At 74.2% G+C, this 21,341-nt stretch carries 15 protein-coding genes; 8 read left to right on the forward strand and 7 right to left on the reverse strand.

Going from position 1 to position 21,341, the window contains the following annotated elements; genetic code table 11:
* On the reverse strand, window positions 1–814 hold an 814-nt coding region (locus ACRYR8_RS17340; RefSeq protein ID WP_432485822.1), incomplete at its 3' end, for a cysteine desulfurase family protein.
* Between the two features lie 92 nt (window positions 815–906).
* Between ACRYR8_RS17340 and glgX the strand changes: the two genes are divergently transcribed.
* Both glgX and ACRYR8_RS17350 read left to right on the forward strand, forming a co-directional pair.
* Entirely contained in the window at window positions 907–3,093 is a 2,187-nt protein-coding gene (gene glgX, locus ACRYR8_RS17345) for a glycogen debranching protein GlgX (protein ID WP_432485655.1), read from the forward strand.
* Window positions 3,094–3,106: 13 nt separating this feature from the next.
* Window positions 3,107–3,829: an alpha/beta fold hydrolase gene (locus ACRYR8_RS17350; protein WP_432485656.1), complete on the forward strand. Its 723-nt coding sequence runs from the start codon at window positions 3,107–3,109 to the stop codon at window positions 3,827–3,829.
* 3 nt (window positions 3,830–3,832) lie between these two features.
* Here ACRYR8_RS17350 and ACRYR8_RS17355 read toward each other — a convergent pair whose 3' ends face one another.
* The 4 genes from ACRYR8_RS17355 to ACRYR8_RS17370 form a co-directional block, all read right to left on the reverse strand.
* Complete coding sequence (locus ACRYR8_RS17355) at window positions 3,833–4,732, reverse strand: ABC transporter permease (protein WP_432485657.1); 900 nt, start codon at window positions 4,730–4,732, stop codon at window positions 3,833–3,835.
* Window positions 4,729–5,571: an ABC transporter permease gene (locus ACRYR8_RS17360; protein WP_432485658.1), complete on the reverse strand. Its 843-nt coding sequence runs from the start codon at window positions 5,569–5,571 to the stop codon at window positions 4,729–4,731. Before ACRYR8_RS17360 ends, ACRYR8_RS17355 begins: the two co-directional genes overlap by 4 nt.
* The gene (locus ACRYR8_RS17365; protein WP_432485667.1) at window positions 5,571–6,377 is read right to left on the reverse strand and encodes an ABC transporter ATP-binding protein; all 807 of its coding nucleotides are present in this window, start codon (window positions 6,375–6,377) and stop codon (window positions 5,571–5,573) included. Before ACRYR8_RS17365 ends, ACRYR8_RS17360 begins: the two co-directional genes overlap by 1 nt.
* A gap of 151 nt (window positions 6,378–6,528) precedes the next feature.
* Window positions 6,529–7,638 carry an ABC transporter substrate-binding protein gene (locus ACRYR8_RS17370; protein WP_432485659.1) on the reverse strand — a complete coding sequence of 370 codons (1,110 nt, stop codon included), beginning with the start codon at window positions 7,636–7,638 and terminating at the stop codon, window positions 6,529–6,531.
* Window positions 7,639–7,928: 290 nt separating this feature from the next.
* Here ACRYR8_RS17370 and ACRYR8_RS17375 point away from each other — a divergent pair, with 290 nt between their 5' ends.
* Window positions 7,929–9,335, forward strand: coding sequence for an NtaA/DmoA family FMN-dependent monooxygenase (locus tag ACRYR8_RS17375; protein ID WP_432485668.1), 1,407 nt, complete (start codon window positions 7,929–7,931; stop codon window positions 9,333–9,335).
* A gap of 34 nt (window positions 9,336–9,369) precedes the next feature.
* On the opposite strand, the gene ACRYR8_RS17380 is transcribed toward ACRYR8_RS17375, so the two are convergent.
* Window positions 9,370–9,939 (reverse strand): TetR/AcrR family transcriptional regulator, encoded by a 570-nt coding sequence (locus ACRYR8_RS17380; RefSeq protein WP_432485660.1) that lies wholly within the window; start codon window positions 9,937–9,939, stop codon window positions 9,370–9,372.
* A 69-nt stretch (window positions 9,940–10,008) separates the two neighbouring features.
* Here ACRYR8_RS17380 and add point away from each other — a divergent pair, with 69 nt between their 5' ends.
* Entirely contained in the window at window positions 10,009–10,992 is a 984-nt protein-coding gene (add, locus tag ACRYR8_RS17385; RefSeq protein WP_432485661.1) for an adenosine deaminase, read from the forward strand.
* 27 nt (window positions 10,993–11,019) lie between these two features.
* Here add and glgP read toward each other — a convergent pair whose 3' ends face one another.
* Window positions 11,020–13,584 carry an alpha-glucan family phosphorylase gene (gene glgP / locus ACRYR8_RS17390; protein ID WP_432485662.1) on the reverse strand — a complete coding sequence of 855 codons (2,565 nt, stop codon included), beginning with the start codon at window positions 13,582–13,584 and terminating at the stop codon, window positions 11,020–11,022.
* A 133-nt stretch (window positions 13,585–13,717) separates the two neighbouring features.
* Here glgP and ACRYR8_RS17395 point away from each other — a divergent pair, with 133 nt between their 5' ends.
* From ACRYR8_RS17395 to glgB, 4 genes are read left to right on the forward strand one after another with little or no spacing between them, the layout of a single operon-like run.
* Window positions 13,718–15,817, forward strand: coding sequence for an alpha-1,4-glucan--maltose-1-phosphate maltosyltransferase (locus tag ACRYR8_RS17395; protein WP_432485663.1), 2,100 nt, complete (start codon window positions 13,718–13,720; stop codon window positions 15,815–15,817).
* A gap of 1 nt (window position 15,818) precedes the next feature.
* Complete coding sequence (gene treS, locus ACRYR8_RS17400) at window positions 15,819–17,615, forward strand: maltose alpha-D-glucosyltransferase (RefSeq protein WP_432485664.1); 1,797 nt, start codon at window positions 15,819–15,821, stop codon at window positions 17,613–17,615.
* Window positions 17,612–19,024 carry a maltokinase N-terminal cap-like domain-containing protein gene (locus ACRYR8_RS17405; protein ID WP_432485665.1) on the forward strand — a complete coding sequence of 471 codons (1,413 nt, stop codon included), beginning with the start codon at window positions 17,612–17,614 and terminating at the stop codon, window positions 19,022–19,024. Before treS ends, ACRYR8_RS17405 begins: the two co-directional genes overlap by 4 nt.
* Window positions 19,025–19,084: 60 nt before the next feature.
* Window positions 19,085–21,274, forward strand: a complete 2,190-nt coding sequence (glgB, locus tag ACRYR8_RS17410; protein WP_432485666.1) for a 1,4-alpha-glucan branching protein GlgB — start codon at window positions 19,085–19,087, stop codon at window positions 21,272–21,274.
* Window positions 21,275–21,341: the final 67 nt, after the last annotated feature.

Genomic DNA, 21,341 nt, shown 5'->3' on the forward strand with positions numbered 1-21,341 from the left:
GCGGGGTGGGGGGGCGGGCGCCTGGGGGGGGTGGGCCGGGGCCGGGCCCCGGCCCGGGCGCCGCCGCGGGGCCCGCCGGGGCGTCCAGCGTGCCCGAGCGCACGCCCAGCTCCTGCCCGCCGCCGTGCTGCAGCGGCACCAGGGGCGTGCCGCGGCGCAGCACCAGCGCTCCCACGCCCACGGGCCCGCCGAACTTGTGCGCCGACAGCGACAGGGCGTCCACGCCGGCGGCGGCGACGTCCACCGGCAGGTGCCCGACGGCCTGCACGGCGTCGGTGTGGATCGGCACGCCCGCGGCGTGCGCCAGCTCGGCGGCGGCCGCCACCGGCTGCACGGTGCCCACCTCGTTGTTGGCCCACATCAGCGACACCAGCGCGACCCCGTCGCCGCCGTCGGCCAGCTCGTCGCGCAGCGCGTCCAGGTCGGCGCGGCCGTGGGCGTCGACGGGGAGCAGGCGCACGTCGGCGCCCTCGTGCTGCTCCAGCCACTGCGCGCAGTCCAGGACGGCGTGGTGCTCGGCGGCGCCCACGAGCACGCGGCGGCGGCGCGGGTCGGCGTCGCGGCGCGCCCAGTACAGGCCCTTGAGGGCCGTGTTGTCGGCCTCGGTGCCGCCGGAGGTCCACACCACCTCGGCGGGACGCGCCCCCACGGCGGCGGCCAGCGCCTCGCGCGACTCCTCCACGACGGCGCGCGCGCGGCGGCCGCTGGAGTGCAGGGACGACGGGTTGCCCGCCAGGGCGGCGGCGGAGGCGTACGCCTCGAGGGCCTCGGGTCGCAGGGGCGTCGTCGAGGCGTGGTCGAGGTACGCCGTCACGCCCCCAGTGTAAGGAGCGGCCCGGGTGGCGGCCGCCAGGCGGACGGACCCTCCTGCCCGCACGCGGCGCCCGCCTCGGGCAGACTGCGGCGGTGCCCGTTCCGACCACTCCCCGCGACGCACCGGTCACACCGGCCGTCCCGCGCAGGACCTCCCCGCACCCGCTGGGCGTGACGCTGCGCCCCGAGGCCGACGGCGGTGGCGCCGACGTCGCCGTGCTGGCGGCCCACGCCGACGGCGTGGAGGTGTGCGTCTTCGGCGAGGACGGCCGGGAGGTGCGCACCGCCCTGCCGGACGTGGAGCTGGGCGTGTGGCACGGGCACGTGCCCCACCTGCGGGAGGGCTCGCGCTACGGCCTGCGCGTGCACGGCCGCTGGGACCCCGAGCGGGGGCTGCGGCACAACCCGGCCAAGCTGCTGCTGGACCCGTGCGCCCGCGGCGTCGAGGGTGAGGTGGCGCTGGTGCCGGAGGTCTTCGGGCACGCCGTGGACGCCGGCCTGCACGGCGACCTCGCGGTGCCCGACGGGCGCGACAGCGCGCCGCACGTGCCGCGCGGCGTGGTGCTGGGGCCGCTGCCCGAGCCGCTGCGGGTGCGGCCCGGTGAGCAGCCGCGCACGCCGTGGTCGCGCACCGTGGTCTACGAGGCGCACGTCAAGGGCCTGACGAAGCGGCACCCGGACGTGCCCGAGGAGCTGCGCGGCACCTACGCGGCCCTGGGGCACCCGGCGGTGCTGGAGCACCTCACGTCCCTGGGCGTCACGGCGCTGGAACTGCTGCCCGTGCACGCCAGCACCTCCGAGGTCCACCTGCGCCGGCGCGGGCTGGTGAACTACTGGGGGTACAACACCCTGGCGTTCAACGCCCCCCACCCCGGGTACGCCACCGCCGCGGCGCGCGCGGCGGGGGCGGGCGCGGTGCGCGAGGAGTTCCGCCGCGCGGTCGCCGCCCTGCACGACGCCGGCATCGAGGTGCTGCTGGACGTCGTCTACAACCACACCTGCGAGGAGGGCCCCGACGGCGCGCACCTGTCGCTGCGCGGCCTGGACGACGCGACGTACTACCTGCGCGACGCCGGCGGGCGCCCCTTCGACGTCACCGGGTGCGGCAACTCCCTCGACTTCGGCGAGCGCCGGGTCGTGCAGTTCGCGCTGGACTCGCTGCGGTACTGGGTGAGCGAGTACGGCGTGGACGGGTTCCGCTACGACCTGATGACGACGCTGGCGCGCGGCCGGGACGGCTTCACGCCCGACCACCCGCTGCTGGTGGCGCTGATGAGCGACCCGGTCCTGGCGCAGGTCAAGCACGTCGCCGAGCCGTGGGACATCGGCCCCTTCGGCTGGCGCACGGGCCAGTACCCGGCGCCGGTGCACGAGTGGAACGACCGGTTCCGCGACGGGGTGCGCCGGTTCTGGCTGACCGACGCCCGGGAGGTGGCCCTCGGCCACGGCGCGCCGGACGCCGCCGGGCGGGGACTGCGCGAGTTCGCCACCCGGTTCGCGGGCTCGGCCGACACCTTCGACGTCACCCGCGGGCGCCTGACGAGCGTGAACTTCGTCACCGCGCACGACGGGTTCACCCTGATGGACCTGGTCTCCTACGACCGCAAGCACAACGAGGCCAACGGCGAGGGCAACCGGGACGGCAGCGACTCCGACACCAGCTGGAACCACGGGGTGGAGGGCCCCACCGAGGACCCGGCGGTGCTGGCGGCGCGCCGGCGCAGCGTGCGCAACCTGCTGGCGACGCTGGTGCTGTCCTCGGGCGTGCCGATGCTCACCGCGGGCGACGAGTTCGGGCGCTCGCAGGGCGGCAACAACAACGCCTACTGCCAGGACAACGAGGTCTCCTGGGTCGACTGGGACCTGGCGGACTGGCAGCGCGACCTGCTGGCCGACACCCGGGAGCTGGTGGCGCTGCGCTCGCGGTACCCGGTGCTGGCCGAGGCCGGGGTGCGGCGCGGGCACCCGGTGCGCGAGCAGCGCCAGGACCTGCGCTGGTTCGCCGAGGACGGCACGGAGATGACCGTGGACCGCTGGCACGACGCGGGCCGGCGGATCCTGCAGGTCCTGGTGGACGGGCGCGAGCGGGGCCTGGCGTCGGTGGTGGTGGTCGTCAACGCCGGCGGGCGCCAGCGCGACGTGGTGCTGCCCGCCGTCCAGGGGCTGCCCCGGTTCCACCCGCGGTGGAGCAGCACGCCGGACCGGCGCCGGCGGGTGGTGCCGGCGGGGTCGGCGCTGAGGGTGCCGGCGTGGTCGGTGCGCGTGCTCGCCAGCGCCTGAGCGGGTGGCCCCGGTGAGCGGCCCCGTCGTCGTGCTCCTGCCCGGGGTGGGCTGCCGCGCGGTGGAGTTCTCCGCGCAGGCCGCGGCGCTGCGGGCCGCCGGCCGGCGGGTGGTGCCGCTGGACCTGCCCGGTCACGGCGACGAGCCGCCGGTGGGTGGCACGGCGACGCTGGAGGCGGTCGCCGCGCAGGTGGCCCGGCGGGTCCACGAGCTGGGTGCGGTGGACCTCGTGGGCCACTCCACGGGGGGTGTCGTGGGCCTGCTGCTGGCCGCACGACGGCCCGCCCTGCTGCGGCGGCTGGTCCTGGTCGACTCCAACGTCCCCGTGGACGCCGGGGCGCTGGCCGCCAAGCGGGCCCGGGCTGCGGCGGTGCGCGCCGACGGCTGGCACGAGGTCCTCGTCGCGTCCATGCGCGCGGCGTGGGGCGAGCGGCGGCCGGAGCTGCGCGAGGAGGTCCTGGCCCGCATCGCTGCGACACCGGGGGCGGCGGTGCGCCCGCTGTGGACGGACGTGCTCGAGCTGGACCCGCGACCCCTGCTGCACGCGGCGGCCGTGCCCCTGCTGCACGTGCGCAGCACCCGCGACGTGGACGAGGCGGGGCTGCGGGCCCTGAACCCGCGGGCCGCCGCGGCGGACCTGCGGCGACTGGGTGCGGGCCACTGGCCGCACCTGGTGGAGCCGGCAGCCGTGACCGCGCTGCTGGAGGACTTCCTCGGGGCCCGCGTCCGGGGGTGAGCATCAGCCGCGCCCGGCGTCGGGACCCCACTTGGCCAGGACGAGGGTCTCCAGGACGCTCACCAGCGTGTACAGCACGATCGTGCTGAACGTCACGACGACGACGATCGCCCACAGCTTGGAGTACTGCACCTGCGAGTTCGCGCGGAAGATCTCGGCCCCGAGGCCGGTGCCGCTGAACAGCCACTCGTACAGCATCGCGCCGATGACGGCGCCGGGCACCGAGATGCGCACGGCGGCGAACAGGTTCGGCAGGGCGGAGGGGACCGCGACCTTGCGCAGCGCGGTCAGCCGGGTGCCGCCGTGGACGCGGACGAGGTCGAGCGCCTGGGGGGAGGCCGAGCGCAGTCCGAGGACGACGTTCACCAGGACGGGGAAGAACACGACGATCCCGCCGATGGTGGCCGCCCGGGTCAGCGGAGTGCTGAACACCAGGCCGATGAGCGGTGCCATCGCGACCAGCGGCACCGAGCGCAGCAGCATCGCCAGCGGCATGAGGACGAGCTCCAGGGGCCGCGACAGCGTGAACAGCGAGGCGACGACGAGCGCACCGGCGGTGCCCGCCACGAAGCCGGTGATCGCGTCCTTCAGCGTGGTGCCCAGCAGGCCCAGGATCTCGAGGCGGTCGGCCGCGGCGTCCTCGTCGCGCACCAGGTAGTCGTAGACGTCCAGCGGGCGCTTGCCGACGAACGCGTCGACGTCCAGCAGCTGCAGCAGCAGGTACCACGCGGCGACGAGGACGACCGTGGAGACCACCAGGGTCAGCAGCAGCGCACCGGTGCGCTCGAGGACGGACGCGGCCACGGAAGCGCCGCTGCGCGCTTCCAGGGCGTCGGTGCGGACGGCGGGCCGGGGTCCGCCGGTGGCGCCGGCGCCGGAACCGCCGGTGGTCCCGGTGGTCATCGGGAGATCCCCCCCTCGCGCTCGCCGGTGGAGGACCAGGGCGTGAGCAGCCGCGCCAGCACGCCGACGAGCAGGTACCCGGCGCCGGCGACCGCACCGGACATCAGGGCCAGGGCCCACAGCTGGGCGTAGCGCAGGTTCGTCTGCGCAGCGGTGATGAGGATGCCGAGCCCGGAGTCGACGCCGCCGAAGTACTCCCCCAGCACCGCGCCGAGGAACGCCGCGGGCGCGGCGAGCTTGAGGGCGGCGAACACGCTGGGCAGCGCGGCGATCAGGCGCACCTTCACGAGCGCCGTCCATCGCGAGCCGCCGTAGGCGCGCACGACGTCCAGGGCCGTGCGGTCCGCGGCGCGCAGCCCCAGCAGGCAGCCGACCACCGACGTGAACACGACGCTGAGGGCGGCGAGGAACACGGACGTGATGCGCGAGCCGGGCGGGGAGACGATGAGGACGATGGGGCCGATGGCGGTGAGCGGGACGCAGTACGTGAGCACCGCGACCTGGGTGGCGGCACCCTCCAGCGGCGGCACGAGCAGCACCGCGACGGCCAGGGCGATCGCCACGAGGTTGCCCCAGAGGTAACCCTGCAGCGCCGACCACGTCGTGATCGACACGTTGGCCCAGTAGAGCCCGGTGCCGTCCGCGGCGAGCTGCTGCACGACCGCCCACGGCGTCGGGACGTTGCCGGCCGAGGAGAACACCGTCAGCGCCAGCACGGTCCAGGCGAGGAGGACGAGCAGGGCACCGACGAGCCCGCCGGCCCACGGCGGCAGGTCCTGCCGGCTGCGAGCGACGCGCTCGGGGGCCGGGGCGGCGGGCGAAGGGGCGCCGGCCGCCATCAGCGCTGCCCCTGCTCGGCCTGCGCCGGGACGCCGCCGCCGAAGAGGATCTCCGAGAGGCGGTCGTGGTGGGCGTGGAACTCCGGGGTGCGCATCATGTCGGGGGTTCGCGGTCGAGGCAGGTCGATCTCGACGACCTCCACCACGCGCCCGGGCCGCGGGCTCATGACGGCGACGACGTCGGAGAGGAACACCGCCTCGGCGATCCCGTGGGTGACCATGAGCGTGGTGGCGGGCTTCTCCGTCCAGATGCGCAGCAGTTCCACGTTGAGCCGCTGGCGCGTCATGTCGTCCAGGGCGCCGAACGGCTCGTCGAGCAGCATGACGCTGGGCTGGACCACCAGGCAGCGCGCGATCGAGACGCGCTGGCGCATCCCGCCGGACAGCTGCGCCGGTTTGGCCTTCTCGAAGCCGCGCAGCCCGACGAGGCCGATGAGGTCGTCGATCAGGCCCTTGTCGGGCGTGACGCCCGCGACCTCCAGCGGCAGGCGGACGTTGCTCGCCACGGTTCGCCACGGCAGCAGCGCGGAGTCCTGGAAGGCGATGCCCAGCTCGTGCCCGCGCTGCAGCTCCCTGGTCGTCATGCCGTTGACGAGGGCCGTTCCCCCGGTCGGCGTCTCCAGGCCGGCCAGGATGCGCAGGATCGTCGACTTCCCGCACCCGGAGGGCCCCAGCAGGGACAGGAAGGCGTCCTTGCGGGTGCCCAGCGACGTCTCGTCCAGCGCGAGCACGCTCTTGCGTCCCAGCGTGAACTGCTTGCGCAAGCCCTGCAGGTTGAACCCGGTGGCGGCGGCCGGCTGGTGCACCGGGTCCGTGGTCGCCGACGGTGCGCGGGCTGCGGGCGGCGCTGCGGTGGTGTCCTGGTGCACGCGGGGACCTCTCTCGGAACGGCCTGGGGGTGCGGGAGCGGGGGGCCGGCCCGGCCCACCGGGGCGGGGGGCGGGGTCGGCCGGTGGTTCAGCCGGTGATGAGGTCCGGGTTCTCCTCGTAGACCTCGGCCAGCAGGCTCAGGTCGAACAGCTGCTCGGCGGTGATCTCAGTGCCCATGAGGGCCAGGGCGTCGACGTTCTCCTGGACGAGCGCGTCGGTCATCGTGAAGAGCCCGTTGGCCCTCGTGTCGTCGGTGACGACGAGGAGGTTCTGCGCCTCCGCCTCCTGGACCTGCTCCTCCAGCTCCAGGCCCTGGTCGGCGCCGTAGACCTCGACGGCGAGCCGGGCCGACTCGACGGGATCGGCCACGGCGTCGTTCCAGCCCTGGACCTCCGCCTTGAGGAACGCCTTGAGCATGTCGCGCTGCTCGTCGATGGTGCTCTGCAGCACGGTGAACGTCTCGCCGACGACGGGCAGGCCGTTGTCGGCGAACCCCAGGGTGACGGGGGTCAGCCCTCGGCCGGCGAGCAGGATGGGCTCGTTGGTGAGGTAGCTCATGAAGGCGTCCACCTCGCCGGTCTCCACGACCGAGGGGTCGTACTGCACGGGCACGACCGTGAAGGAGGAGGTGTCGACGCCGTTGGCCTTGCAGAACCCGTCGAAGATCTGCTCGTTGCCGCCGGTCTGGATGCCCAGGCGCTTGCCGGCCAGGTCGGCGACGGAGCGCACCGGGGTCTTCTCCTCGACCGAGACCAGGCAGAACGGGTTCTTCTGGAAGGTCGTCCCGATGATCTTCAGCGGCGCGTCCTCGTTGACGATCGCCGGGCCGGTGAGCGTCGGCGAGGACAGCCCGACCGTGGCCCGGCGGGACAGGACCATGGCTTCCGCCGCCGTGCCCGCCGCGCCGCCGGCCAGGAGGTCGACCTTCGAGAAGCCGGCATCGCTGAAGTAGCCCTTCGCGTCCGCGAAGTACTCCCCCGCGAACTCGATGTTCTTGATCCAGGACAGCTGCACGGAGATCTCCCCGAAGCCGCCGGAGGTCGCTCCCGCTGCGCTGGAGGTCTCCTCGGACCCGCAGGCCGCCAGGGATGCGAACCCGGCGGCGCCGAGCACCCCCAGGCCGGTGCCGCGCAGGAAGGTCCGGCGCGAGCGGGCCGGGTGGCGCGGGGAGCGCGGACGGCGGGTGGGATCGGTCATGGCTGCTCCGTGGTGTCGGGGTGGCGGCCGGCGCGGCGTCGCGGCAGGACGCAGCGGGGAACGCGGTCGGGAACTCGCCGGCGGGGCGCCGTCGGGCGCCGACGTGCCGGAGGTCGTACTGAAGCACCCGTCCGCGGCCCGGGTGTCACGACGGTGTTAACGGCACGTTGCGGAACACCCGGAGCGACGACGACCGCGTCGCCCGGTGCCCTGAAACACCACGGAAACCTGCGTGCGCTTCCATGTGAACCACCCGGTTCAACGGCAGCGAGGAGAACGTCGTGCGCAGGATGCACCTGGGAGTGTTCGAGGTGGCCGCCCCCCAGGTGGGCGGCACGCTGAGCTGGTCGCACCCGTTCAGCGCCTCGGTGCACCACCGCGAGGTCGACCACTGGATCGGTGTGGCCCGCCTGCTGGAGGACGCCGGGTTCGACTTCCTGTTCTTCGCCGACGGGTACGGCTACCCCACCGTCGACGGCGACCTGCCGCCCGCCGCGGCCCGCGGCGGCCTGAACTTCTCCGGGCTGGACCCGATGCTGCTCGTCCCCGTGCTGGCCCACGCCACCTCACGCATCGGTCTCGTCGTGACCGCCTCCACCGGCGTCGACCACCCGGTGGCGATGGCCCGGCGCTTCGGCACGCTGGACCACCTCACCGGTGGCCGCATCGGCTGGAACATCGTCACCGGCGCCTCCCAGGACGCGGTGGCGGCGCTGTTCGGCCACCGGGAGATGACCCCGCACGACGTGCGCTACGAGATCGCGCGCGAGCACGTCGAGCTGTGCATGAAGCTGTGGGAGGGTTGCTGGGAGGACGGCGCGCTGGTCGAGGACACCGCGGCGGGCGTCTACGCGGACCCCGGTCGCCTGCACCGCGTGGAGCACGCCGGCACCCACTTCCGCTCCTCGGGCTACTTCACCGTGCCGCCCTCACCGCAGCGCACGCCCGTGCTCTTCCAGGCCGGCACCTCGGCGGCCGGCCGCGAGTTCGCCGCGAGCACCGCCGAGTGCGTGTTCCTGCAGGGCACCACGCCGGGGCACGCCGCCGCCAACGTCGCCGACCTGCGCGGCCGGGCAGCCGCCCACGGCCGCGACCCCCGTTCGCTGAAGGTCCTGGTCGGTGCCACGGTGACCGTGGCCGCCACGGGCGAGCTCGCCCGCGAACGCCGGGCCGAGTTCGAGCGGATGCAGACCGACGAGGTCGCCTCCGTGATCTACGCCGGCAACACCGGGATCGACCTGCTCGCCCTGCCGCAGGACGTGCCGCTCGCCGAGGCGCTGGCCCGCACGGGCGACCCCCGCGTCGGGCAGATGGGCCAGAGCAACATCGACCGCTTCCGCCGGCCCGACGGCAGCACCCCCTTGGTGCGGGAGGTGCTGGCCGAGCTGCGCGGGCGGGGCACCCGCGGCTTCACGGTGGTGGGTGACCCGCTCGAGGTGGCCGACCAGCTCGAGGACCTGGTGGAGACCACGGGCGTCGACGGGTTCCTGCTGGAGGCGATCTTCTCCCCCGGCGACCACGAGCTGTTCTGCGAGCTGGTCGTGCCCGAGCTGCGCCGCCGCGGCCGGTTGCCGCGCGAGGAGGACCGCCCCACCGGGAGCGGCACCCTGCGCGAGCGGCTGGGGGCGACCTCACCGCGGCTGGCTGCCGACCACCCCGGCGCGGGGCTCGCCGCCGGCCTCGTGGCGACGCGGTGATGCGCGTGCGCACGGGCGGCCGCGGGACGGCCGGTCAGCCGAGGCGGTCGCAGAAGGCCTCCAGCGCCTGGCGCTGCACCGCGTCCACCGCGTCGCGGTCGCCGGTGATGAGCAGCGTCATCTGCAGCCCGCGCCACAGCGCGACGAGCTCGGTGGCGCGCGCCCGCGCCGCCGCCGGTGGCAGTCCCTCGCGCGCGAAGCGCGCGGCAGCCGGGCGCTGCCAGTCCCCGATGTCGCCGAGCACGCCGGCCCACCGCTCGTCGCCGCGCGCCGCCTGGCCGAACACCTCGAAGAACAGCCGCAGGAAGGGCACGTTGCCCGGCGCCGCGATCGCCGACCACGTCCGGTGCAGGTCCTCGCGCAGCGGCCCGTCACCGCGTTCGAGCGCGGCCCAGGCGGTGGCGAAGACGGGGAACCGCTCCTCGCCCACGACCCGCAGCGCCTCGCCGACCAGCGCCTCCTTGCTGCCGAAGTAGTACAACAGCATCCGGTTGTTGGAACCGGTGGCGCCGGCCAGGCCGCGCAGCGTCAGGGAGGTCACACCGTGCTCCAGCACGTGCGCGGCGACCAGGCCCAGCAGCCGCTCCCGCTCGCCGTGACCCACCGCGGCAGGCTACCCACCGCAGAACCCCACCCCCGCCCCGCACCCGACCCGACCCGGGAGAGCCCACCCGTGCGCGACCTCACCACCCTGCCGAAGGCGCACCTGCACCTGCACCTGGAGGGCGCCATGCGCCCGGCCACCCTCGCCGAGCTCGCCGCGGAGGCGGGCGTGCCCGTCCCGCCGGTGCGGGGGTTCGCGTCCTTCGCGGAGTTCGTGCGGATGTACGACGGCGCCCGCCTGCTGGTGCGCACCCGCGAGCAGCTGGGCCGCCTGGTGCGCGAGGTCGTGCAGGACGCCGCTCGCGACGGCGCCGTGTGGGTGGAGGTGCAGGCCAACCCGGTGCCCTACGCCCCGGCGCTCGGCACCCCCGCCGAGGTCCTCGAGCTGGTGCTGGACGAGGGGCGCCGCGAGGCGGACCGGCTGGGGGTGGGCTTCGGGCTGATGGCGGTGGCGCTGCGCCACGAGCCGCCGCCGGTCGCCGAGGACCTGGCCCGCCTGGCGGCCGGGTACGCCGGGCGCGGGGTCGTGTCCTTCGGGCTGGCCGCGGACGAGTCGCTGTTCCCGCCGGCCCCCTTCGAGCGGGCGTTCGCGATCGCCCGCGAGGCGGGACTGGCGAGCACGCCGCACGCCGGGGAGCTCCTGGGACCCGAGAGCGTGCGCGACGCGCTGGACCGGCTCGGTGCCCGGCGCGTGCAGCACGGGGTGCGCGCCGTGGAGGACCCGGAGCTGGTGGCGCGCCTGGCCGCCGAAGGCGTCGTGCTGGACGTGTGCCCCACGTCCAACGTCGAGCTGGCCGTGGTGCCCGAGATCGGCCGGCACCCGCTGCCCGCGCTGCTCGAGGCGGGCGTGCGGTGCTCGATCAACGGCGACGACCCGCTGCTGTTCGGCCCCGGGCTGCTGGAGGAGTACGAGACGGCGCGCACCGCCCTGGCCCTGTCCGACGAGCAGCTCGCCGACGTGGCCCGTGCGTCCCTGGAGGGTTCCGCGGCGCCGTCGGGGTTCGCGCAGCAGCACCTCGCCCGGATCGACGCCTGGCTCGCCGCTCCCGCCTGAGGCGCGCCCGGCCGGCCCGGGCACGCCTCACGCGTTCGCCACCAGCCCCAGCTCGGCGGGCGTGGCCAGCCCGGCGTGCTTGGGCAGGACCCGGACGGTGTAGCCGAACGGGCCGGTCTGCCGCAGCGCGACCTCGCCCTCGTAGCGGTGCCTGCCGTCGCCGAAGTCCTCGGCGTGCCGCAGCGGCAGCACTCCCGAGGGGCTCAGCTCGTCGGACTCGCTCACCCGGCCGTGCACGACCTGCACCTCGACGTCGTCGGGGGTGAGGGACCCGAGCGAGACGAAACCGCGCACGTGCAGCAGGTCGCCGACCTGCGCGGAGTCGCCCACCCCGGAGGACTCCACGTGGTCCACCCGCACCTGGTCCCAGGCCCCGCGCACCCGGCCCTTCCACCGGGCCAGGTCCTTCGCGGCCGCCGCGCCCGAGGCGGTGGCCGCCCGGCCCGCCAGGGCCGCCGGCACGTACAGCTGCCGCACGTAGTCGCTGACCATGCGGCTGGCGAGGACCTTCGGGCCCAGGGAGGCCAGGGTGTGGCGCACCATTTCCAGCCAGCGGGACGGCAGGCCGCGCTCGTCGCGGTCGTAGAACCGCGCGGCGACGGAGTTCTCCACCAGGTCGTACAGGGCCGCGGCCTCCAGGTCGTCGCGCCGGTCGGGGTCGTCGACGCCGTCGGCGGTGGGGATCGCCCAGCCGTTGCCGCCGTCGTACCACTCGTCCCACCAGCCGTCGAGGATCGACAGGTTCAGCCCGCCGTTGAGGGCGGCCTTCATGCCGGAGGTGCCGCACGCCTCGAACGGGCGCAGCGGGTTGTTCAGCCACACGTCGCAGCCGGGGTACAGCGAGAGCGCCATCGTGATGTCGTAGTTGGGCAGGAACACGATGCGGTGGCGCACCGCCGGGTCGTCGGCGAAGTGGACCATCTGCTGGATGAGGCGCTTGCCCGTCTCGTCGGCGGGGTGGGACTTGCCCGCGATGACCAGCTGCACGGGTCGCTGCGGGTGCAGCAGCAGTGAGCGCAGCCGCTCGGGGTCGCGCAGCATCAGCGTCAGCCGCTTGTAGGTGGGCACGCGCCGGGCGAACCCGATGGTCAGCACGTCGGGGTCCAGGACCTCCCGGGTCCAGGCCAGCTCCGCCTCGCTGGCCCCGCGCTGCAGCCAGGAGAGCCGCAGGCGGCGGCGGGCGTCCTCCACCAGCCGGCCGCGCAGGACGCGGCGGGTGCGCCAGATCTCCTCGTCGGGGACCTGGTCGACCTTCTCGAAGCCCTGGGCCTCGCGGGTCAGCGCCGGGCCGATGTACTGCTCGCCCATGCGCAGGACCTCCGGCGCCACCCAGGTGGGCGCGTGCACGCCGTTGGTGATGGAGGAGATCGGCACCTCGGGTGCGTCGAAACCCGGCCACAGCCCGTCGAACATGCCGCGGCTGACGGCGCCGTGCAGCTTCGAGACCCCGTTGGCGCGCTGGGCGAGCCGCAGCCCCATGACGGCCATGTTGAACACGCCGGGGTCCCCGCCGTCGTAGTCCTCCGCACCCAGCGCGAGGATCCGCTCGACGGGCACGCCCGGCAGCGGGTTGCCGGGCCCGAAGTACAGCTCGATCTGGTCCCGGCCGAAGCGGTCGATGCCGGCGGGCACGGGCGTGTGCGTGGTGAACACCGTGGCGGCGCGCACCGCCTCCAGCGCCTCGTCGAACCCCAGGCCCCGCTCGACGTGCTCGCGGATGCGCTCCACACCGAGGAAACCGGCGTGCCCCTCGTTGGTGTGGTACACCTCCGGTTCCGGCGCTCCGCTCAGGCGCGACCACAGGCGCAGCGCGCGGACCCCGCCGACGCCGCACAGCAGCTCCTGCTGCAACCGGTGCTCGCCGCCACCGCCGTACAGGCGGTCGGTGACCGAGCGCGCGGCGTCGTCGTTCTCCTCCACGTCGGAGTCCATCAGCAGCAGCGGCACGCGCCCGACCTGCGCCTTCCACACCTGGGCGGACAGTCGGCGGCCGCCGGGCAGGTCCACGTGCACCTTCGCCGGGGTGCCGTCGTCCTCGCGCAGCAGCGCCAGCGGCAGGCCGTCGGGGTCCAGCACCGGGTACGTCTCCTGCTGCCACCCGTCGCGCGACAGGGACTGCTTGAAGTAACCCGTGGCGTAGAACAGCCCCACGCCCACGATCGGGACGGCCAGGTCGCTGGCCGACTTCAGGTGGTCCCCGGCCAGGATGCCCAGGCCGCCGGAGTACTGCGGCAGGGCCCCGGTGATCCCGAACTCCATGGAGAAGTACGCCACCGAGCGGGGCGCGTCCGCCCCCAGCGAGGCGTACCAGCCGGGGCGCGAGAGGTAGGAGCGCAGGTCGGCGGCGGCCGCCTCCACCCGCCGCACGAAGGCGGCGTCGGCGGCGAGGGCCTCCAGCCGCTCCGTGCTCAGCGCGCCCAGCAGCGCACCGGGTTCGCGGTGCACGGAGATCCAGGCGGCGGGGTCCATCGACTCGAACAGGTCGCGCGTGGGCTCGTGCCAGGACCAGCGCAGGTTGCTGGCCAGCTCCCCCAGCGGGGCCAGCGGGGCGGGGAGCACGGTGCGGACGGTGAAGCGTCGGATGGCTCTCACGAGCAGCGACAGTAGCCGCGCGGGCACCCGCCCGACAGGTCAGCGCGCCGGGCGCCGCGAACGCCCCGGCGGCGGCGCGGGGCCCGCACGTTCCCGCGCGACACCTCCGCCCACCGTCGGTAGGTTGCCGCACGTGACGACGGAAGAGCAGCCGACGACGCGCGGGACCGGTGCCGCCACGACGCAGCGCCCGGGCTCCCCCGCGGTGCCCACGACGCCGGCCGGGGGGAGCACCCGCCCGGTGGTGGGGCGCATCCCCGTCCTCGACGTCTCGCCCGCCGTGGACGCGGGGCGCTGGCCCTCCAAGGCCGTGGTCGGGGAGCTGGTGCCGGTGACGGCCACGGTGTTCCGCGAGGGTCACGACGCGGTGGCCGCCACGGCCGTGCTGGTGCGCCCCGACGGCACGGACGGCCCCAGCGCCCGCATGACCCTGACGGACGCCGGCACCGACCGGTACGCGGCCGTGCTGGCCCCGGACGCCACGGGCGACTGGGGGGTGCGGGTGGACGGCTGGTCCGACCCGTACGGCACCTGGGACCACGACGCCACCATCAAGGTCGGCGCCGGGGTGGACGTCGCGCTCATGCTGGAGGAGGGCGCCCGGCTGCTGGAGCGCGCCGCCGGCCTGCCCGGCCGCGACGAGGAGGGCGCGCAGGTGCTGCGCGCCGCCGTGGGCCGGCTGCGCGACACCTCGCTGGGCGACGCCGAGCGGCTGGCCGCCGGCACCGCCGCGCCGGTGCGCGAGGCCCTGGACCGGCTGCCGCTGCGCGAGATGGTCTCGCCCTCGCCCACGTACCCGCTGCGGGTGGAGCGGCGCCTGGCCGCCTTCAGCAGCTGGTACGAGTTCTTCCCCCGCTCGGAGGGCGCGCACTTCGACGAGGAGGCGGGCCGGTGGGTGTCCGGCACCTTCCGCACGGCGGCCGAGCGGTTGCCGGCGATCGCCGAGATGGGCTTCGACATCGCCTACCTCACCCCCGTGCACCCCATCGGGGTCACCAACCGCAAGGGCCCGAACAACTCGCTGACGGCCGGCCCCGGCGACCCCGGCTCGCCGTACGCCATCGGTGCCGCCGAGGGCGGCCACGACGCCCTGCACCCCGAGCTGGGGACCTTCGAGGACTTCGACCACTTCGTGGCCCGGGCGAAGGAGCTGGGGCTGGAGGTGGCCCTGGACCTGGCGCTGCAGTGCTCCCCCGACCACCCGTGGGTCACCGAGCACCCGGAGTGGTTCACCACCCGCGCCGACGGCACCATCGCCTACGCGGAGAACCCGCCGAAGAAGTACCAGGACATCTACCCGCTGAACTTCGACAACGACCCCGAGGGCATCTACGCCGAGGTCAAGCGGGTCGTGGACGTGTGGATCTCGCACGGCGTGACGTGCTTCCGGGTGGACAACCCGCACACCAAGCCGGTGGAGTTCTGGGAGTGGCTCATCGCCGAGGTGGCCAGTGAGCACCCCGAGGTGGTGTGGCTGTCGGAGGCATTCACCAGGCCCGCGATGATGCACACCCTGGCCAAGGTCGGATTCCAGCAGTCGTACTCCTACTTCGCCTGGCGCAACGCCGGCTGGGAGATCCGCGAGTACCTCGAGCAGCTCACCACCGAGTCCGCGCACTACATGCGGCCCAGCTTCTGGCCGACGACCCACGACATCCTCACCCCCACCATGCAGTACGGCGGCCCGCCGGTGTTCAAGCTGCGGGCGGTGCTGGCCGCACTGCTGAGCCCCTCGTGGGGCATCTACTCCGGCTACGAGCTCGTCGAGCACGCCGCCAGGCCGGGTGCCGAGGAGCAGCTGGACAACGAGAAGTACCAGTTCCGCCCGCGCGACTGGGAGCGCGCCGAGCGCGAGGGCTGGAGCCTGGCACCGTACCTGAAGCGGCTGAACGAGGTGCGCCGGGCGCACCCGGCCCTGCAGGAGCTGCGCGGCACCACCTTCCACCCCTGCGACGACGAGAACGTCCTGGCCTTCTCCCGGCGGCGCGTCGACCCGGACGGCACCGAGGACCTCGTCCTCGTGGTGGTCAACCTGGACCCGCACGCCGTCCGCGAGACGACCGTCCACCTGGACATGGCGGCCCTGGGCCGGCAGTGGTGGGAACGCTTCACGGTCCGCGACGAGCTGACCGGGGCCACCTACGAGTGGGGCGAGCACGACTACGTGCGCCTGGACCCGTACGTCGAGCCCGCCCACGTCTTCCGCGTGATGCCGCACGGGGCGGGGGGCTGACGTGGAGAACCTCCACATCGCCGGGCCGGGGCTGAAGAACGACCCGCAGTGGTACAAGACCGCGGTCTTCTACGAGGCGCTGGTCCGCGCCTTCTCCGACTCCAACGGCTCGGGCACCGGGGACTTCTCCGGCCTGACCGACCGGCTGGACTACCTGCAGTGGCTCGGTGTCGACTGCCTCTGGCTGCCGCCGTTCTTCGCCTCCCCGCTGCGCGACGGCGGGTACGACATCGCCGACTACAACGCGGTGCTGCCGGAGTTCGGGACCCTGCCGGACTTCCAGCGCCTCGTGCAGGAGGCCCACCAGCGCGGCATCCGCATCATCATCGACCTGGTGATGAACCACACCAGCGACCAGCACCCGTGGTTCCAAGCCAGCCGGTCCGACCCCGACGGTCCCTACGGGGACTTCTACGTCTGGAGCGACACCGACGAGAAGTACGCCGACGCGCGCATCATCTTCGTCGACACCGAGACCTCGAACTGGACCTTCGACCCGGTGCGCCGGCAGTTCTTCTGGCACCGCTTCTTCAGCCACCAGCCGGACCTGAACTTCGACAACCCGGCCGTCGAGGAGGCGATGTTCGACACCGTCCGCTTCTGGATGGACATGGGGATCGACGGCTTCCGCCTGGACGCGGTCCCCTACCTGTACGAGGAGGAGGGGACCAACGGCGAGAACCTGCCGGCCACCCACCAGTTCCTCAAGCGGTTGCGGAAGATGGTCGACGACGAGTACCCCGGCCGGGTGCTGCTGGCCGAGGCCAACCAGTGGCCCTTCGACGTGGTGGAGTACTTCGGCACCGAGGAGGAGCCGGAGTGCCACATGTGCTTCCACTTCCCGGTCATGCCGCGCCTGTACTACGCCATGCGCGAGGGCAAGGCCACGCCGATCATCGACATCCTGTCCGCGACGCCGGAGATCCCCGTCTCCAGCGGCCAGTGGGGCACGTTCCTTCGCAACCACGACGAGCTGACCCTCGAGATGGTCACCACCGAGGAGCGCGCCGCCATGTACGGCTGGTACGCCCCGGACCCGCGCATGCGCGCCAACATCGGCATCCGCCGCCGCCTGGCGCCGCTGCTGGACAACTCCCGCCCCGAGATCGAGCTGATCCACGCGATGGTGCTGTCCCTGCCGGGCAGCCCGTGCCTCTACTACGGCGACGAGATCGGCATGGGCGACAACATCTGGCTCGACGACCGCGACGCGGTGCGCACGCCGATGCAGTGGACCCCCGACCGCAACGCCGGCTTCTCCTCCGCCGACCCCGGCAAGCTGTACCTGCCGACCATCCAGTCGCTGGTCTACAACTACCAGGCGGTCAACGTGGAGGCGCAGCTGGCGACGTCCAGCTCGCTGCTGCACTGGGTGCGCAACGTCCTCGCCGTGCGCCGGGCGCACCCCGCCTTCGGGCTGGGCCGCTACGTGCCGCTGACCCCGCGGCACCCGGAGACCACCGAGGAGGGGCTCAGCCCCGCGGACGCCTCGCTGGAGGCCGCGGTCGGTGCCGCCCCGCTGCGCCCCGACGAGGGCTACTGCAGCAACGACGCCGTGCTGGCGTACCTGCGGGTGCTGGAACCCACGCAGGAGCAGGAGGGGGAGACGATCCTGTGCGTCAACAACCTCTCCGACCACGCGCAGTCGGCGGTCCTGCGCATGCCCGGACAGACCGGTGCGGCGGTGCGCGACCTGTTCGGCGGCGCGGCGTTCCCCGACGTGGACGCCGAGGGGGGCCTGACGGTCACCCTCGGGCCGCGCGGTTTCTACTGGCTGAAGCTCGGAGGCGGCTCGTGACCGGACCCGTGAGCACGGACCCCGCCTCGGACGCCGCCCTGGCGCAGCTGCTGCTGGAGTGGGCGCCGCGGCAGCGCTGGTTCGCGCACAAGGGCGCCGCGGTGCAACTGCGGCGGCTGGAGCGCACCCCGCTGGACGAGGGCGGTGTGGCGCAGCTCGTCGCGTTCACCGTGCGCACCGGCCACGACGAGGAGGCGGCCGACACCGTCTACGCCGTCCCGATCACCGTGCGGCACGCCCCCGACGACTCCCTCGCCGCGGCGCTCGTGGGGCACCTGCCCGACGTCGACGGCGCCGAGGCGTGGGTCTACGACGGCCCGCACGACCCCACGTTCACCCGGGCGCTGCTGACCCTCGTGGCCGCCGAGGAGGGCGCCGGCTCACCCTCCTTCGGCGTGCACGGCACCAGCGCCGACGGCGGGCTGCCCGTGCCTGCCGGCGCGAGCACGAAGGTCCTGGGCGGAGAGCAGTCGAACACCTCGATCGTGGTCTCCGCACCCCGGGGCTCGCAGCAGTCGCCCCTGATCGCCAAGGTGTTCCGCGTCCTCAGCGCCGGAGACAACCCCGACGTGGTCGTGCAGACCGCGCTGGCCACCGCCGGCTGCGAGCGGGTCCCCCGCCCCGCCGGCTGGGTGGACGGGCAGTGGACCGCGCCGGACGGCAGCACCGCGCACGGCCACGTGGCGCACCTGACGGAGTTCCTCGCCGGCTCCCAGGACGCCTGGCGGGTCGCCACCGCCGCGGTGGAGCAGGGGCGCGACTTCAGCGCGGAGGCCGGTGAACTGGGCGCCGCCACCGCCGAGGTCCACGCCGTCCTGGCCCGCGAGATGCCCACCGAGCCGGCCACCCCCGAGCGCCTGAGCGCGGTCGCCGACGGCCTGGCCGCCCGCGTGGCGTGGGCGTGCACCGCGGTCCCGCGACTGCGCGAGCTCTCGCGGGCGGCGACCGAGCGGGTCGAGGCGGTGCGCCGCGTCAGCGGCGCACCGGACCTGCAGCGCGTGCACGGGGACTACCACCTGGGCCAGGTGCTGCGCTCGGCCGAGCGCGGCTGGGTGCTGCTGGACTTCGAGGGTGAGCCGCTGCGCCCGCTGGCCGAGCGCAGCCTCCCCGACCTGGCGCTGCGCGACGTGGCCGGGATGCTGCGGTCCTTCGACTACGCGGCCGCCAGCGGTGCCGGGAGCGCCGGCACCGAGGCCGCGGGCCGGTGGGCGGCGCGCTGCCGCGAGGCGTTCCTCGCCGCCTACGCCGCCGGCACCGGCGTCGACCCCCGCGAACCCGGTTCGGCGGCGGCCACCCTCCTGGCCGCCCTGGAGCTGGACAAGGCCCTGTACGAGGTCGTCTACGAGGTCCGCAACCGTCCCGACTGGGCGCACATCCCGCTGAGCGCGGTGGAGCGCCTGACGTCCTGAACAGCAGGTGCCTGCCGCGCCGACGCGCGGAGCACCCCCATCGACCGGAGACTGGAGCCCATGTCGAGCGAAGCTGCCACCCCCCGCCCCGTGGACGCCGACGACCTGGCCAAGGTCGCCACCGGGTCGCACTGGTCGCCGCACTCGGTGCTCGGCGCGCACCCGCACGAGGGCGGCATCACCTACCGCGCCCTGAAGCCGTTCGCCTCCGCCGTCACCGTGCTGACCGCCGACGGCGGCCGCGTCGGCCTGGTCCACGAGCACGACGGCGTGTGGGCCGGCGTGCTCCCCGGCGGCGAGATCGGCGACTACCGCCTGGAGGTCACCTACCCCGGAGCCGAACCGCAGGTGGTCGACGACGCCTACCGGTTCCTGCCCACCGTCGGTGAGGTCGACCTGCACCTGATCGGCGAGGGCCGCCACGAGCAGCTGTGGGACGTCCTGGGCGCCCACGTGCGGCACTGGGAGGGCCCGATGGGCCCGGTGGACGGCACCTCCTTCGCGGTGTGGGCGCCGAACGCCCGTGCGGTGCGCGTCGTGGGCGACCACAACCACTGGAACGGGCGCACGGACTCGATGCGCTCGCTCGGCTCCTCCGGGGTGTGGGAGCTGTTCGTGCCCGGGGTCGGCGCCGGTTCGCGCTACAAGTTCGAGATCCTCGGGCAGGACGGGCACTGGCGGCAGAAGGCCGACCCGATGGCGCAGGCCACCGAGGTGCCCCCTGCCACGGCGTCGGTGGTGGCCGAGTCCACCTACGAGTGGGGCGACGCGCAGTGGCTCGAGCGGCGGGCGGCGAGCGACCCGCACGCCGGCCCCGTGTCCGTCTACGAGGTCCACCTCGGCTCGTGGCGGCAGGGCCTGGGGTACAAGGAGCTCGCCGAGGAGCTTGTCTCCTACGTCTCCGACGCCGGGTTCACCCACGTGGAGTTCCTGCCGGTCATGGAGCACCCCTTCGGCGGTTCCTGGGGCTACCAGGTGACGTCCTACTTCGCGCCGACCTCCCGGTGGGGTTCGCCCGACGAGCTGCGGTACCTCATCGACCGTCTCCACCAGGCCGGCATCGGCGTCATCATCGACTGGGTGCCCGGGCACTTCCCCAAGGACGAGTTCGCCCTGGCGCGCTTCGACGGCACGGCGCTGTACGAGCACCCCGACCCGCGCCGCGGCGAGCAGATGGACTGGGGCACGTACGTCTTCGACTTCGGCCGCAGCGAGGTGCGCAACTTCCTCGTCGCGTCCGGCCTGTACTGGCTGGAGGAGTTCCACGCCGACGGCCTGCGCGTGGACGCCGTGGCCTCGATGATCTACCTGGACTACTCCCGGGCCGAGGGGCAGTGGCTGCCCAACCAGTACGGCGGCCGGGAGAACCTCGAGGCCATCAGCTTCCTGCAGGAGGCCAACGCCACCGCCTACAAGCGGACCCCCGGCATCATGATGATCGCCGAGGAGTCCACCGCCTTCCCCGGCGTCACCGCGCCCACCAGCGGGGGCGGTCTCGGCTTCGGCCTGAAGTGGAACATGGGCTGGATGCACGACTCCCTGCAGTACGTCTCGCAGGACCCCGTGCACCGGCAGTACCACCACGGCGAGCTCACGTTCAGCCTCGTGTACGCCTTCAGCGAGAAGTTCTGCCTGCCCATCTCCCACGACGAGGTCGTGCACGGCAAGGGCTCGCTGCTGCGCAAGATGCCCGGGGACCGCTGGCAGCAGCTCGCCAACGTGCGCGCCTACCTGGCCTACATGTGGTCCCACCCCGGCAAGCAGCTGCTGTTCATGGGCGCCGAACTGGGCCAGGAGGCCGAGTGGTCCGAGGCCCGCTCGCTGGACTGGTGGCTGCTGGACACCCCCTGGCACAAGGGCCTGCACCAGCTCGTCAAGGAGCTCAACACCCTCTACACGGCGCACCCGGAGCTGTGGTCGCAGGACTTCTCGCCCGAGGGCTTCGAGTGGATCGACGGCGGCGACAGCCAGCGCAACCTCATCTCGTTCGAGCGCCGCTCCACCGACGGCCGCTCCCTGGTCGCGGTGGTGAACTTCTCCGGCGGGCCCTACGAGGACTTCCGCATCGGCATGCCCTCCGCCGGCCGCTGGAAGGAGCTCTTGAACACCGACGCCGAGCGCTTCGGCGGCTCCGGGGTGGTCAACCCGGGCACGATCGTGGCCGACGGGCCGGCCTGGAACGGCCGGCAGCAGTCCGCCGCGCTGCGGGTGCCGCCGCTGGGCGCGGTCTGGCTCGTCCGGGAGGACTGAGACCCGCGGGCCACGGCGCACCGGGCGCTGCACGGGCGAGGGCCCCACCCCCCACAGGGGGTGGGGC

Origin of the sequence: Kineococcus esterisolvens (assembly GCF_050871405.1) — a bacterium.
GTDB lineage: Bacteria > Actinomycetota > Actinomycetes > Actinomycetales > Kineococcaceae > Kineococcus.